The sequence below is a fragment of the Pandoraea sp. SD6-2 genome (assembly GCF_000389825.1).
GTDB lineage: Bacteria > Pseudomonadota > Gammaproteobacteria > Burkholderiales > Burkholderiaceae > Pandoraea > Pandoraea communis.
This window is the reverse complement of the sequence record NZ_KB944434.1, coordinates 208,979-223,739: the sequence shown is the minus strand read 5'-3', so window position 1 is coordinate 223,739 and position 14,761 is coordinate 208,979. Positions and strand designations below refer to the sequence as shown.

The following is a 14,761-nucleotide window of genomic DNA, read 5'->3' as shown; positions in this document are numbered from 1 at the left end:
TTGCCAAACTTGCTTCAGATGCGGCTGCGAAACAGGCGCTTCTCGATCAGGAGAAGGTGGCCCTTGATGGGCGGCGGTTGGAAGCGCAAAAGCGGGAGCTTGCTGATGCGCAAGCGCGGGCTAAGGGCGCGTCAGACCAAGCGCAAGCGGACGCTCAGCGGCAGGCTGTCCTTGATGGGCAGCGGCTGGAAGCGCAAAAGCGGGAGTCCGACGATGCGCAAGCACGGGCTAAGGCTGCGTCTGATCAGGCACAGACGGACCATTTGCGCCGCCAATGGCAAACCCAGGAGTCTATTGATGCGTTAGGGCTTGCCAAACTTGCTTCAGATGCGGCTGCGAAACAGGCGCTTCTCGATCAGGAGAAGGTGGCCCTTGATGGGCGGCGGTTGGAAGCGCAAAAGCGGGAGTCCGACGATGCGCAAGCACGGGCTAAGGCTGCGTCTGATCAGGTACCGACGGACCGGGAGCAACATTTCGATTTATTGATAAGAGCTATTGAGTGCGAGAAGACTCCCAGAGTCAAATGTGTGCTTGAGTTGGCGCTCGAATGTGAGCAGACTCGCGATTCCCGATGTGGGCGATCTCGTGACATTGATATTTTAAGGCTAATCGAGGCGGTGAAAGCCAATGCGACTTCCGCCGACCTAACCGAACTTTATCGACGCGTGATGCCTTCGATCACAAGCGACTTATACCGAGGCAATTGAGTCTTTCGGTCAGGTACCAAATAAGTATCATGCAGCCCAAGGTAACCGGCTAGCGAGCCAGTCTTGCAGGGCTGGCCAAGTCGCCTGTAGTGGTCAACCCGCCCCGGACACCGCGTTAAGTTTCTTCCGCTATCCGACCGCGCCATCTCCTGCGCTTGCACCACCAAATCGGCATCAGGGCGCGTTGAGAGCGCCCAACCAACGACGCGGCGTGTGAACAGGTCCAAAACCGGGGCCAAATAATGCCATCGGCCCTGAGCCCAGACGTAAGTGATGTTACGGCGCCAAACTCGATTGGGTGCATCCACTACGGACTGGCGATTCGGAATGTCCGCTCGCTCGATGGTGGCTCGCTTGTAAGCAAGTGCCCGGAGGGATTAGGCCGCTACCCTTCCGGGGCGCGTCCTTTCCTTGTTTATTGTGATGAACTTGTGCATTTTCGTTGAGGGTGTCCGCGCCTCTGTCGTTGCGCATCTTCCGGGTGTTGTAAGAAATGAATCTTACTATTGTTGTTTTTTTGGGGGGGCTTGGTTTGATACTCAGTTGGCGCGCCGAGGGAAAATCAATTAGCAGATCGGAGCACGTTGTTGGTGAATCACATGTTCCCGATGGACGTGCTTGATTGGCGTCCGGCAGATTTTCGAAGCGGAGTTGTGATAGCAGAATAAGGTGAGCTGTACTCGTGCCGATCAGGGTGCAGCAGGTTAGAGTTACCGCGTGTAGCCAGGCCATTTCGCGTGAATACCCGTCGCCCCGCATGGTGTCCTCCGTCAGACTACAGCCGAATTCTAAGCGTAAACCCCGCTATTAGTTGGCCGGGGGAGAGTCTTAACCATAGGTGTCGGGGAGCTGGCTCTCTTTCATTTTTTTTTCAAAAAAAATTGCAATTTGCGCGGCCGGAATGATTTGGGCTGACGCCTATTTTTGGCGTGCTGTCGGAGAGCAACACTCTTTTTGGTCCTGTTCTCGAGGCTGTTATGGTGGAAATGTGTGTGGGAGAGGTGGATTGCGATAAAGGCATGGTGCGTGTTGGGATTGTTTCGGATAGTGATATTGTCCGCAGTGCCATCAGGGGGGTATTGAGTCATGATGAGGGAATCTCAGTGATTTTCTCTGCCCGCGTGAAAGAAGCCCCTATCGAGAATGGAGGTGTCATTGTTTGTGATGCCATGTCGTTCGGTGATCTGTGCAAACGATGGAAACATGATGGCGGCCAGAACAAGGCTTCTATCCCCTGTATCGTGCTGGTCGGCCCCCCGCCTCGCAATGGCGCGGTAATCGTGGATGGGGTGTTTGATTTTGTATTTGGCGGGGCGGTTGAGTTTGCCGCACTTCCTTCTGTTGTCAGAGCTGCCGCCGGCGGTGGGTATCCCTGCTAGGTAGGAAGGTGCTTACTGGATGGGCTGATGCGATCCGGTGAGCTTAAGTGTTGCTGCAGGAGGATCGGGATGGAAAAAATTCGAGTTGGGGTTGCAGACGATCATCAGGTCGTATTGCTTGGCGCACAAAGTGCACTGAGTCGGTGTGCGGATATTGATGTTCGGTTTCTTGTCGACAATATTACTGATCTAATGTCATGCTTGCTGGACAACCCCGTCGATGTTCTGCTATGCGACTATGAGTTTACCTCGGACGCCCACGCTGACGGAGTTGCATTGTTGCGGCGTATTCAACGGTATTCGCCGCAAACGAAAGTCCTCTTCTTGAGCATGCACACCGCGCCGCACATCATTGTGGAGGCGATGAGCGCCGGGGCTGCTGGCTTCATTGGCAAGGACAAGGCGGACTATGCCGATCTGGGCCAAGCGATTCGCAGCGTAAATCGGCAGGCCGGATATCTCCCAGAGTCATTGGCGAGCCAATTACTCGCCACAATTTACTCGGGGAGGCGTGAAGCCGTAGGGCTGGCATCGCTCTCGGAGAAGGAGGCGGTCGTTGTTCGAATGATCTGCGATGGGCTGTCCATCACCGAGATAGCAACCAGGCTCAAACGTAGCCCCAAGACCATTAGCAATCAGAAGAATGCCGCCATGCAGAAGCTCGGTGTCAAGAATGATGTTGAGCTTGTCACTGCGGTTAGAAATTACCATTAGGTTTCACCAGGTCATTGGAGGTGGGGCGACAACGCACCTCGATGCCGACGGCCGGTGACATTGAACCTATTGAACGTAATTCATATTCGTGACTAGTGCGCCGCTGACGATTGGAGCGGGCTATGTCCTGCTTCTCCTGCTGCCTGCATGCGCAGTGAGGGGGCCGCCCTTCGGAGGTAAGCATGTCGAAGTCCCTCATTGCGAAGGCCTGGAGATATAACGCAACGGCTTTGTTGGCAGCCCAGATATTGTTGTCGTTTGCGTTGGTTGCGTCCTCGATCCTCATATTGGCCCGAGGGTGGGAGCACGCGCAAGAACGGAAGATGAATGAATTCATCGAAAGGCGAGAACGATTGGAGCTGACCGCTAATCGAGTTTCTGCGAGATTGATGCAATTCGTTGATATGTACGAGGGGCTCTGGTCGTTTCACGAACGCGAGACGATTCCGGTGCACCGATATCAGCAGGCCCTCCTCGCGAATGATGGGCTGGTACACAGTGCGAATGATCTGACTGCAGCTCCGTTTACTATCCTGAGTGATCTGACCGGTGCGAGTGAGGAAGCACGTCTTAGCCAATACCTACGCATTGTCCGAAGTTTGTCATCGGCACCCGCAATTGACGCTCGCCGGCAATCGGGTGTTCATTTAACGGCAATGGTGTACGCGCCGGATGGAGCATTTCTTGCGGTATCGCCTATGGTCGATGAATTGGAATTGCAAGATTCCGCTCGTAGACTGGGACGGCGTGGGGCCGCGCAGAACCTGATCGCCGAGATTGAAAATGGATACCATGACGGCATCCTCGGTGACGAGCGTCGTCGGCCCGTTTGGCTGTCGCAAAGAGAAGGGGGGGCTGAATATGCGGCGAGTTTTGTTATTCCGATGATCCGGGATGGTGAACGTGTCGCGATGTTGGCCGTCGGGATACCAAGTGCGCAGTTTGTTCAACATTTTCGAAACCAGGAAAACCTTCCGGGATTTTATGTGTTCTCGGAACACGGCGACCCCCTGAAGTATGGTGTTAGCGGCGCGGAGGATCGTCAAGTGTACGACCTTGTTGCTCGTGAAAAGGAGCGAATAGTCAGTGCCGCCAATGGCGGGGTATTTTGGGCGGGTGGAGCATTGGTCATCTTTCAGCGGGTCTCGGGGCCGGACTGGATAGCGGTCTATGTCATACCTTTTGGAGGCATTCTTTCAGCTGTGGATGGTGTGTATTGGGGGGCTTGCGGAATATTGCTGCTAGTGCTCATTCTTCTGTGGGGGGGGTATTTTTTTTATCGAAAGACTGTGGCAGGGCCACTTGAGCGACAAACAGCTCAGGTCGTAGAGCTCGAATCATTTCGGCGATGTGTCTTGAGTACCTTGCCTGTGGGCGTGATCGTGCGCTCGTTGCAGGGCGGGGAAATTCTCTTTGCGAATAACATCATTTGCAGTTTGCTGGAAACGAATGATGTTGCAACGTTTGAGCGCTTTTGCGGCGAAGTGGCGCGATTGGGATTACCAAATCCGGAGGTTCGTGCACCTCAGGAACTTGAGTGGGTGGTTTCCGTCGGCCGAAGCCTCTATCTTGGTGTAACTTCGTCCGTGGCCCGATTCGATGGTGGAGACGTTGTTGTCATTGGCGTGCAGGACGTATCAGACAGAAGGGACGCCGAGGCCCTTTTGCAGTCTGCCAAAGCCGCGGCAGAGCTTGCTAATCAGGCGAAATCGCAATACGTCGCTGTAATTGGTCACGAGATTCGAACGCCCCTGCATGGCGCGATGGGTAACTTGGAGTTGCTTGCACAGGAGGAGCTTGGGGCTGAGCAGCGCAAGCGAGTTAATGTCATTCAGCGTTCGTTTGACGGATTGTTGACGTTGGTCAATGACATGCTTGACGTGGCCAAGATTGAAGGAGGGGGGCTGAAATTGTCACCCCGTCAAATTTGTGTCACCCGTGTCGTGGCTCGATGTGTTCAGAACTATGCGCCAATAGTGACAGGGAAGGGGCTTTCGCTCTCCTGCGCTGTGGAGCCCGCGTTGGACGGAGCGGTTATGCTCGACGACCATCGGTTTGCGCAAATTCTCCATAACCTGCTTAGTAACGCCACCAAGTTTACGGGAAGTGGCGCGATTTCGATTCGTGTTCGAATGGCAATCGAATTAGATTCGATGGTGCGAATATGGGTCGATGTTCAAGACACGGGTATCGGCATTGCAGAAGAGGCGCAGCAATCGCTTTTTCGTGCCCTTGAGCAGGCTGACGAGACGATTGCTCGACGATTTGGGGGGACCGGATTGGGTCTGTATCTTTGCCGACAGTTGGCCCTGCTGATGCAGGGGGATGTCGAAGTGTCGAGTCAACTCGGTTATGGAGCCCGATTTCGTGTGAATGTTCTCGCTTCCGCAGTATCGGCGTCCACGGGGTACGCGGGGAGCTTGGATGGAATGGTTGTTTGCGTAGTGCAAACCGGGGCGAATGGCGTTGATTATTTGATCGAGCGCCTGACAATTGCCGGTGCTACTGTGAAACAGACCATCGATTCTTCGTGTCACATGACCATCGCCCTATATGACGGTGGGGCGAACGAGGTCTTTCCGGACGCGCGCGTCACTCCTGCCGCGTTGGGTGCGCTCCTTCTAACGCCCGATGGCCCAATGCAGGCAGCCAAAGCAGCTGATGATCATTGGCATCTTTCATCACTTGATCCGCTCGAATCTGTGGGATTTTTGATCTCGTTGTGGACGGAGGTCCCGGGAGAGATTCCTTCCTCTCCATCCCTGCCCGCGCCTTGCCACAAGGAAAGCATCCTGATTGCGGATGACGACGAGGTAAATCGTGTGTTATTGAGCGATCAATTAGCCCGGTTAGGGTACTCCGATGTCAGGGTGACGACCGATGGCGCTGAGGCGCTTGGGCTGCATTATCAGAGAAAGGCGGACATTTTGCTGGTCGACTTGAATATGCCCAACATGGGGGGGCGTCAAGTTTTGACTCAGTTACGGGATAGCAATGATGAGACGAGTGTGATTGTTGTGACTGCGGCGGGCGGCGAAGTGGTCGCGAATACGTCAGGTTTCTCAGGCATCTTACATAAGCCGGTTTTTCTTGATGCCTTGTCCCGAGCGCTCGAGCTCGTATCGAAACGCGAAGGATCTACGCGCTTAGGAGGCATGCCGCTTTGGAAAAAAAACTATCGTAGCGACTCTCCCAATTGGGGAGTCAAAATACAAATGTGGACCGCATTTATCCGCAGTTGGGAGACGGATCGAGATGCGATGAGACAGGCCATGCTTGCCAGTGATCGCTCCATACTGGCTAAACTGCTCCATCGGACAAGTGGGGCCCTTTCTGCGCTGGGCAATCGAATTCTCGTTGACGAGGCGGTGAGAATTGGCGAATTGCTGGCGCAAGATGAGGATGAAAAGGCCGTGTCTATGGTCGTTGAGTTTATCGATGCCGTAGATCGAGTGGTCGCTATCTACAGCCGACACTCCCGAGCCCTTGGTGCTCAGAGAGGTCTTTTGTCCGTTATCTGAACGGGGGGCTAGTCTCGTCAGGAGAGCGGCCCTCTTATCAGGTTCAATTCGCATTGGGATGCGATACGGGCGGCTTAACAGGCTGTTGAAGTATTCCCGTTGTGGCGGGTGGTGGCTTTCCAAAAGCGCTGCCGCGCCGATTCGGGTCATGTCGTATTGATGCTGGATTTCCTTAATTCAGACCGATTCGATGTCATTCGCTCGCTGAGTTTCGCCTCTACGCCGCTTTCGCTGCGAGCGTTCGCATGTGCGTGAGGTTGTAGGCAGCCTGCGTCATCAGGAACAACTGCTCGACCCGCGCGCGCCCTGTAAGCGTGGAGCCAATACCGTGTTGACGGTGTGAGTTACCGGTTTCCCCAACGATTGGAAGCCATGCGTAGCAGTGTGGTATTGACAGCACGCAAATCGAACAGTTCGGCGTCGAAGCCGGGGCCGACCCAGTTTCGGTAATGGTCAGCCTCTTCGCTATTTGGATCGTTGCATAGCGCGTTCAGGAACGCTTCGTAGCCATGCGGGCCGCCCACATCCTCCGGCGGGCACGCGCGAGCACCATCAATGACCTGGGCCGCGCCCCACGGCTCGCTCTCAATGGTTTCCATTTTTTCAACGACGATGGCGTGATCCCAGCCGTCTCCGAAGTCGTACCGGTAGAGGAAGCGCGAGCCAGGTTTCAGGACCTTCTGCAGTCGAACCTTGCGGTCATCGGCGGTCGTGCCCGGATCAGCGAAGTCCAGCACGTCATCGACCTAGAACATGGCATAGGTCATACCATCGATCAGGAAGTCGCGCAGGTGGGTGTCCTCCCAACCGAAGGCCGCTTGCAGGATATGGTGCAGTTTGCGCAGCGACTCGGTTCCTTCAACCTCGATCCTGCGCCAGATGGGCGGCGCGATGTGTTGAAGCTGCACGTGCAGGGTAAAGCGCTGGAACGATTTCGCCATCTGATCTCCGGGAGAACGGGAAGCCAGCGGCATTATCGCCTTACGACGCCAGAGTGGTCGCATTCCAGGGCAGCAGGTCTTCGACCCGGTTGATCGGATGGTCTGCAATGCGCGTGAGCACGGCGCGCAGATACGCCTCGGGATCGATGCCGTTGAGCTTGGCCGTACCGATCAGACTGTAGATCGCCGTCGCACGCTCGCCACCTGAGTCCGCACCGGCGAACAGGTAATTCCGTCGCCCGATCGCCACCCCGCGCAATGCGCGCTCAACTGGCAGGTTATCGATTTCCAGACGCCCGTCGTCACTGTAGCGCGTGAGCGCTTCCCAACGGTTCAGTGCATAGAGAATCGCCCGACTCGTGTCGGATTTGCGCGAGAGCGTCTCCAGCATGGCGCTCAGCCACGCGTGGAGTTGATCGAGTAGTGGACGCGCTTGCGCCTGTCGATACTCTCGGCGTTCGTCGGGTGGTTTGCCCCGGATCTCTTCCTCGATCTTGTACAACGCGCCGATACGTTCCAGCGCCTCGGTGTTCAAGGCATTCGGGCGTGCGGCGTGCAGTTCGTAGAACTGTCGCCGGGCATGTGCCCAGCAGGCTGCTTCGGCTACCCGCCCGGTTTCGTGAATCGCTTGGTATCCGCCGTATGCATCGGCCTGCAACGTGCCGTTGAACAATTCGAGATGCTGCTGCGGATGGATGCCCTTGCGGTCGGGCGTATAGGCGAACCAAACGGCCGGCGGCGTCATGTCGGCCGAGTTCCGGTCGTCGCGAACATAGACCCACAGCCGTCCGGTCTTGGTCTTGCCATTACCTGGCGCGAGCACCGGCACTGGCGTATCGTCCGCATGCAGTTTCGTGGCCGCCATGACGTGCCGGCGCAAGGCGTCGACCAGTGGTTGCAGCAGGCTCGCGCCATGGCCCACCCATTTCGCCAGCAGCGAGCGATCCAGATCGACACCCTCACGCGCATAGATCGCCGACTGGCGATACAGCGGCAGGTGATCCGCGAACTTCGAGACCAGCACATGGGCCAGCAAGCCCGGACCAGCCAGGCCGCGCTCGATGGGGCGGCTCGGCGCAGCAGCTTGTGCAATGTGGTCGCAGCACGTGCATGCAAGTTTCGGGCGCACATGGCGGATCACGCGGAAGCTGGCCGGTACATATTCCGGCTGCTCGGAGATGTCCTCGCCGAGTTGCTTCATGGGGCCGCCGCACGCCGCGCAGGTTTCGCCCGATTGCGGCCAGTACGTCTGGATCTTGCGTGGCAGATGCTCGGGCAGCGGTTTGCGCGGCGCTTGTTCCGGTGCGGTACGCGGCGTCTTCGGAATCTCGATGGGGGCAGCACCTTCGTCGGCCTCGAGCTCTTCCAGTCGCAACTCGAGTTGCTCGATCTGACGGTCGAGCTTCTCGGAACTGCGGCCGAACTGCATGCGGCGTAGCTTCGCGATCAGCAACTTCAGATGCTCGATCTCGGCCTTGGCGGTGGCGCTCGCGGCCTTGTGCGATTCGACCACATCTTTCAGATGCCCAATGCGTGCATCGCGCTCAAGCAGCATGGCCTTGAGCGCTTCGATGTCGTCCGGATAGGCGTTTGCCGTGGTCATGCCGGCAGTCTACGCGGCGGCCGACAGGTTTACAACGCCGATGTCGGCTCCGTCGTGCGTACCGGTTGCCGCCAGTCGATACCTTCGAGCAGCATCGACAGTTGCGCCTGGCTCAGGCACACCACGCCACCGTCCGCCCATGGCCACACGAACCGACCGCGTTCCAGACGTTTCATCAGAAGGCACATGCCGTCGCCGCTCCACCACAACACTTTGACCAGATCGCCACGCCTGCCGCGGAACAAGAACACGTGGCCGCTGAACGGGTCTCGCTCCAGCACGGTCTGGACCTTCGCAGCCAAGCTATTGAAACCCGAGCGCATGTCGGTCACGCCGGTGGCCAACCAGATCTTCGTGTGGCTAGGTAGGCCGATCATGCTGTCGATCCAGACGTGCCGCGCAACATGCGGAGCACGAGCAGTAACGTGGCCTCGTTGGGTGAGCGCTTCGATGCGCACGCGGATGTTGCCCATGCTGATCTCGATGGCGCCGGCTGGAGCAGCGCTGGCAACTGGTGCCGGAGCCGGCTGCTCAATCTCTTGCATCGGCGCCTCCACCGTCACGGGCAGCAAATCTCCCGGATCGTATTCGCCGGCACGCAGGGCTCGGCGCCATTTGAACACCAGGTTCGCATTCACCCCGTGTTCCATCGCCAGACGCGCCACCGATACGCCCGGCTCGCAGGCCAGTTTGGCCAGATGCCGTCGGAATTCGATGGGGTGATTCGGAATGCCTTTGCGTGAAGTTCTCTTCGGTGCTTCTGTCGCCACTGTGGTCCCCACTACTTTTTGGTGGGGACTACTCTGGCAACTTCCTTTCACATCGTCGAGACGGTGTTGGGGACACGCTTACCGCGCCCTCGGCACATGATTTGCCGAACCCGCCCAACCGTTTTTGCCCCGGCCAAACACCTGCTCGATTCATTTTCGGTTCTTGCTGAACGTCGAGTGGTCCCACGCAGCATCGTCCATCGCCAAGCCCACAAACCAACGAAGCAGCATGTTGCGGGAGATTTACTCCATCTGCATGCGCTCGCTGCGAATCGAATACAACACTTGCAGCAACAATGCGCGAATCAGCTTCTCAGGCGCGATGCTCGGCCTGCCGCCTCTCGCGTCACTTTCGTACATGCGCGCGAACACTCCATCCAGGCGCTTCAGAGTGTCGTTCAGCCAGAGGCAAATCGGTCGTAGCGGATGATTGATCGGCACGAAGTCATCGAGCTTGGCCATCGTGAACATCGTCTCGGTGTAGCCGTCCGCTCCGCGCATCGTTTCGCTCTCAGTGTTGGTCGATTCCTTGTTTCAACGTTTGCCCCTCCCGCTCGGATGACGTCTGCGGGAGGTATTCAACGGTCTGTTAACGTCGCTGCCGACGAATTATCCGAGGCAGGGCAGCCAATCGGGAGCTACAGCCAGGACGGCGGCGAATAAAATGCAAACTCCGATCAATGTAAATAATACCGCTAGTAAAAGTAGATGTAACTCAACATCTCCAAAGTGGCGGTGGCTGTTCTTTTCAAATAAATCGGGGATTTTTTGGAAAAACTCGGGTTCACGGTCTCGTGAAGTTGCATCATCGCGTAAGTTCTTGTGCCGTTTCGAAAATCGCACCGCCAATCATTCCTTGAATAGCAATAATTCAAATAGGATACCTAAGATGATAGCTTCGCATACATGGGGCGCAGCCCAGACGTTGCGCGGTCTTTCTGGTATTCCGCCTAGGTGTTGTATTCGCAGTGTTCTGCATCCCTTGAGAGGGGGGCGTTGGCCTGATTTGCGAGGTATGCTTTTAGGTCGAGAATCGGCATTGCGCGAGCATAAAGCCATCCTTGCGCATAGCGCACGCCGTGTGCGAGCAGGTATGCGGCTTGTGACTCCAGCTCTACGCCTTCGGCAATGACCCCAATACCTAAGTGTTGGGCCATTGAGATAACGTGCGGCGCAATTAGGCTCGATGCTGAATCGCGTCCGATGGCATCGATGAATGATTTATCGATTTTGAGTGCGTCTACGTCAAACTTATGCAGGTAGCTGAGGCTTGAGTACCCAGTTCCGAAATCGTCGATATATATCGCGTGCCCGGCGTGCTGGAGTGCCTTTAGTGTTTCGCGCGCGGACCTTGTATCTATGAGGCTGCGCTCCGTGATCTCCACCCGGACCTGTCGTGGGGCGATGGTGAACTTTTGGCAGCAATCTTGGAGTAGCTGTGTGAATCGTTCCGTTTCTAAATCGGATGCGCTTGCATTGATGGAGACGTAGAGAGATGGGGTCGATGAAAGCACGTCAGCCAGTTCTGAGAGTGCGGTACTGGTCACGAGGTCGGTCAACTGTTGGATCAGACCGCCTTTCTCTGCTAAGGCAATGAACTCGTCTGGGGGAACTTGCTTATTGCCTAGTTGCCACCGTACGAGAGCTTCGAAGCCGACCGCTGATCCGGTTCTTAAGTCAATGATCGGCTGGTAGTGCACGTCGAGCGCTTTCTTCTTGATCGCGGATTTCAACGCTATTGGCATTGAAATCTGTCGAGATAGGAACCAGAGCACCCCCCAAGCCACGGCACTTCCGACGAGCCCCCCCAATAGGGCCCACCAGCCGATAATCCATCCGCCAGCTGTCATTGCGGCCAGATGCTTGGCTCTTACTACGATCGTTAGTGGGTGGTTGTGTGATGTTGTGACCACGTAATTCCATTCGGCGGCGTCAGTGCCGCCTCCACCGTGATAGGCGGCCAGCATCGGTGCAGATTCGCTACCGGGGGTTTTTGCAATTAGATTGCCAGTTTCGGTGTCAATGACTGCAATGCTGCGGCGGTCGATGTCTACGAGGTCAACAAACATGATTGGATCAACGGCGACAAAGTGACCGTTTCGGCCGACGAGAAAACTCTCCTGTGGCTTGCCGGGGGTGTTCCTCGGTGTGGTCCAAATCCGATATCCCGATTTGGATGTCCAATCAGGTGTCCCGAGTTCGATCCCGTCTGCGCGAATGTCGCCAAGCAACGACGAGCATAAATACCTATCTTCACGATACGCCCCGACATCCCGGACGTATCGAAAACTGAGCGTGACACGCCCGATGGCCTTCAGATATTCGTGAGAGCAGGTGGTTGCTCGAAGCGCCTCGGAGGCTTGCAGCGCTTGAGCGGCTTGCCCTTGTACGAGGTCGGCTTGTTTGACCGCGCGCTCGGCGAATTCCTGCAGCGCCTCGATTTCGTTGCGCCGGATTTGCCGATTGGCAATGTATATGCCCGATACGACAGAGGCAATCATGATCGCGCCCGTAACAAATATTGAGGCGAACACAAGGGCGGGGCGTTTTATTCTCATGGCATTCCTAGGCGTGTAGGCCCGTCATCCATTGGCTATTTTCCCGCGGCGAGGCTTGCGCGTGCGTCTGCCGCGCGCTCGCGAGAGTTGGCGCCATACTTGCCAATGCTGCGCTTTGATTCAATGGGGCGGCGCCCATTCGGTTGGATTTTGCGTGGCGAGAAGCTATCGGGGGCGGGTCGGTCTGTAGATTTCAGTGCCCTAAGCTCAATTGCTTTGGGCGTCGGCCCATTCTCTGTTTCTTCGATTTTTCAGATGATCGCCCGATGTTATCCGTACTCGTTGTTGAGCGCTTTGGGATGGTAATTGAAATGATGGGAGGGAGGTTGCCGTGAGTTTAATTCCTGTGATCCTGTGTGGCGGGGTTGGGGCGCGGCTTTGGCCAGTCTCTCGTGAGTCGCATCCGAAGCAATTTCTGAAGCTTTCGGACGGGCTGAGCCTTCTGCAAAAGGCCCTCTTGAGGGCGGCAGGCCTTTCCGGGGTTGATCAGGTCTACGTCGTAACGAGCCGGGATCTTTATCATCAGGTGGTGGATGAGTTTCGGCAGGTTAACGAGAGGGGGCTGGCCGCAACGTTCCTTTGTGAGCCAGTAGGTCGCAACACCGCTGCTGCGATCGCTGCTGCGGCTTCACATGCTGCGGACACCCACGGACAAGATACGTTGATGCTGGTGCTTGCTGCCGATCACTTGATCTCAGATCACGGCGCTTTCGGAACTGCCGTTGAGCGTGCAGTTGCAAAGGCGGAACTGGGGCAGGTCGTTACGTTTGGCATCAATCCTGCGTCGCCTGAGACTGGTTATGGCTATATCGAGGCGGCCGGAAGTAGGGTGTTGCGTTTCGTCGAAAAGCCAACGCTCGAAAAGGCTCGCGAATACATACAGTCAGAAAACTTTCTGTGGAACTCTGGCATTTTCTGCTTCGCGGCATCCACAATGCTGCGCGAGATGAGGCAGCATTGCCCCGATATCCTGAATGACACTGCCACGTGCCTGCGCTCTTCCCCCATTTTGACGGATGATAACGGCATTCAGATCCAGCTTGAGTCGAAGAGCTTCGGTGTCGTGCGGGAGTGTTCCATCGACTACGCCGTGATGGAGAAATGTGACAACTTGGCGGTCGTGCCGTGCGATATAGGTTGGAGTGACATCGGTTCTTGGGCTGCGCTCACAGAGCTTTGCAAGCCGGATGGTAACGGCAATCGGGTGAAAGGCGAGGCATTCTTGTTTGACGTCGACAACTGCTATCTAGCCAGTCGTGATCGCGTGGTCGGTGCGGTTGGTGTCGATAACCTGATCGTTGTTGATGAGCCGGATGCACTTCTGATTGCCGGTCGCGGTAGGGAGCAAGATGTAAGGCATATCTATGCACAGTTGAAGGCGAGTGACCACGTTACTCATAAAACGCACCGCACAGTGTCTCGCCCCTGGGGAAGCTACACCGTTCTCGATGAGGGTGCGGACTTCAAGATTAAGCGTATTGAGGTCAAGCCGGGCGGCAGTCTTAGTTTGCAGATGCACCACTACCGCAGTGAGCACTGGATTGTAGTGGGAGGAGTAGCGACGGTGATCAATGGAGATAAGGGGTTCGTTATCTCTGCGAATCAATCTACCTATATCCCAGCAGGACAGAAGCATCGCCTTGAGAATTCCGGTGACACCGCGCTTGTGCTCATTGAAGTTCAGGTGGGCGATTATCTCGGTGAGGATGACATCGTTCGTTTTGAAGATGTCTATGGGCGCGTCTGACGTGCGGGAGGGGGCTGGCGCTTCATCCGATGACTTGGCACGCCATGACGGTCGTGATGACCTGATCGTCGGCTTGAAGTCCGTGCGTGTCTGGGCGGCGTTAGGGTGGCACGATATTCGGCAGCGCTATCGCCGCTCAATCATTGGGCCGTTCTGGTTCACGCTCAGTACAGCCATTATGGTCTTGGTATTGGGGGTTCTGTACTCAACAATCCTGCACCAAGAAGTGGAAGACTATTTGCCGTATCTCGCAGTGGGATTGGTGTTGTGGGGCTATTTGGCCTCGGTAGCTAATGAGGGGTGCAACGCTTTCATCAGCTCGGCTTATCTGATTAGGCAAATTCGTATTCCACTCACGATTCACGTTTGCAGGGTTGTTTGGCGAAATTTCCTGATTCTATTGCACAGCCTTCCCGTCGTCGTGCTGACGCTTGTTGCTTTCGGTCGTTGGCCGTCGAGAGAGTTTTTGCTTGTGCCCGTGGGGCTGTTCATGCTCTTACTGCATGGCGTCTGGCTCGGCATCATTCTCGGGGTTTTGGGGGCGCGGTTCAGAGATATCCCGCCGATTGTTGTGAGCCTTGTTCAGGTCGTTTTTTTCTTTACGCCAATCATGTGGTCGCCTGAGATTCTGAAGCAGCGCACTTGGGCAGCAGAGTACAACCCTTTATACCATCTGATCGAAACCGTACGCGCACCGATTACGGGACGCCCTTTACATTGGGAGTCGTGGGTATGGTCCGCTGGCTTACTGGTAGTTGGATTTGCGGTAGCGCAAGCGCTGATGTTGCGTGCCAGAAATCGCGTTCCTTATTGGCTTTGAT

At 56.1% G+C, this 14,761-nt stretch carries 8 protein-coding genes and 5 pseudogenes; 6 read left to right on the top strand and 7 right to left on the bottom strand.

The genetic code is table 11. The annotated features are described in order from the left end of the window. Positions 1 to 707 (top strand): hypothetical protein (locus C266_RS27700; RefSeq protein WP_010808280.1); only part of this gene is annotated, 707 nt, incomplete at its 5' end. A 95-nt stretch (positions 708 to 802) separates the two neighbouring features. Here C266_RS27700 and C266_RS28045 read toward each other — a convergent pair. Next, positions 803 to 1,066, bottom strand: a pseudogene (locus tag C266_RS28045) (DDE-type integrase/transposase/recombinase); the annotation flags it as partial. 618 nt (positions 1,067 to 1,684) lie between these two features. On the opposite strand from C266_RS28045, the gene C266_RS27375 reads away from it, so the two are divergent. From C266_RS27375 to C266_RS09700, 3 genes are all read left to right on the top strand, one after another. Then, positions 1,685 to 2,086 (top strand): response regulator transcription factor, encoded by a 402-nt coding sequence (locus C266_RS27375; RefSeq protein ID WP_144265771.1) that lies wholly within the window; start codon positions 1,685 to 1,687, stop codon positions 2,084 to 2,086. A gap of 69 nt (positions 2,087 to 2,155) precedes the next feature. Further along, positions 2,156 to 2,800, top strand: a complete 645-nt coding sequence (locus tag C266_RS09705; protein ID WP_010808281.1) for a response regulator transcription factor — start codon at positions 2,156 to 2,158, stop codon at positions 2,798 to 2,800. A gap of 182 nt (positions 2,801 to 2,982) precedes the next feature. Further along, positions 2,983 to 6,321, top strand: a complete 3,339-nt coding sequence (locus C266_RS09700) for an ATP-binding protein (RefSeq protein ID WP_010808282.1) — start codon at positions 2,983 to 2,985, stop codon at positions 6,319 to 6,321. A gap of 344 nt (positions 6,322 to 6,665) precedes the next feature. Here the strand turns inward: C266_RS09700 and C266_RS09695 are convergent. The 6 genes and pseudogenes from C266_RS09695 to C266_RS09670 form a co-directional block, all read right to left on the bottom strand. Beyond that, positions 6,666 to 7,262, bottom strand: a pseudogene (locus C266_RS09695) (plasmid pRiA4b ORF-3 family protein). Positions 7,263 to 7,302: 40 nt separating this feature from the next. Further along, positions 7,303 to 8,817, bottom strand: a complete 1,515-nt coding sequence (locus C266_RS09690; RefSeq protein ID WP_371257060.1) for an IS66 family transposase — start codon at positions 8,815 to 8,817, stop codon at positions 7,303 to 7,305. A gap of 77 nt (positions 8,818 to 8,894) precedes the next feature. Next, positions 8,895 to 9,206, bottom strand: a pseudogene (gene tnpB / locus C266_RS09685) (IS66 family insertion sequence element accessory protein TnpB); the annotation flags it as partial. Between the two features lie 32 nt (positions 9,207 to 9,238). Beyond that, positions 9,239 to 9,647, bottom strand: a pseudogene (locus C266_RS09680) (transposase). Between the two features lie 144 nt (positions 9,648 to 9,791). Next, a pseudogene (locus tag C266_RS09675) lies at positions 9,792 to 10,136 on the bottom strand (transposase); the annotation flags it as partial. 449 nt (positions 10,137 to 10,585) lie between these two features. Continuing rightward, a complete protein-coding gene (locus tag C266_RS09670) occupies positions 10,586 to 12,136 on the bottom strand; it encodes an EAL domain-containing protein (RefSeq protein ID WP_168162888.1) in 1,551 nt (516 codons plus the stop codon). A 388-nt stretch (positions 12,137 to 12,524) separates the two neighbouring features. Here C266_RS09670 and C266_RS09665 point away from each other — a divergent pair, with 388 nt between their 5' ends. Next, on the top strand, positions 12,525 to 13,940 hold the full coding sequence (locus C266_RS09665; RefSeq protein WP_036662321.1) for a mannose-1-phosphate guanylyltransferase/mannose-6-phosphate isomerase: 1,416 nt from the start codon (positions 12,525 to 12,527) through the stop codon (positions 13,938 to 13,940). Continuing rightward, positions 13,927 to 14,760 carry an ABC transporter permease gene (locus C266_RS09660; RefSeq protein WP_010808287.1) on the top strand — a complete coding sequence of 278 codons (834 nt, stop codon included), beginning with the start codon at positions 13,927 to 13,929 and terminating at the stop codon, positions 14,758 to 14,760. Before C266_RS09665 ends, C266_RS09660 begins: the two co-directional genes overlap by 14 nt. Position 14,761 lies beyond the last annotated feature (1 nt).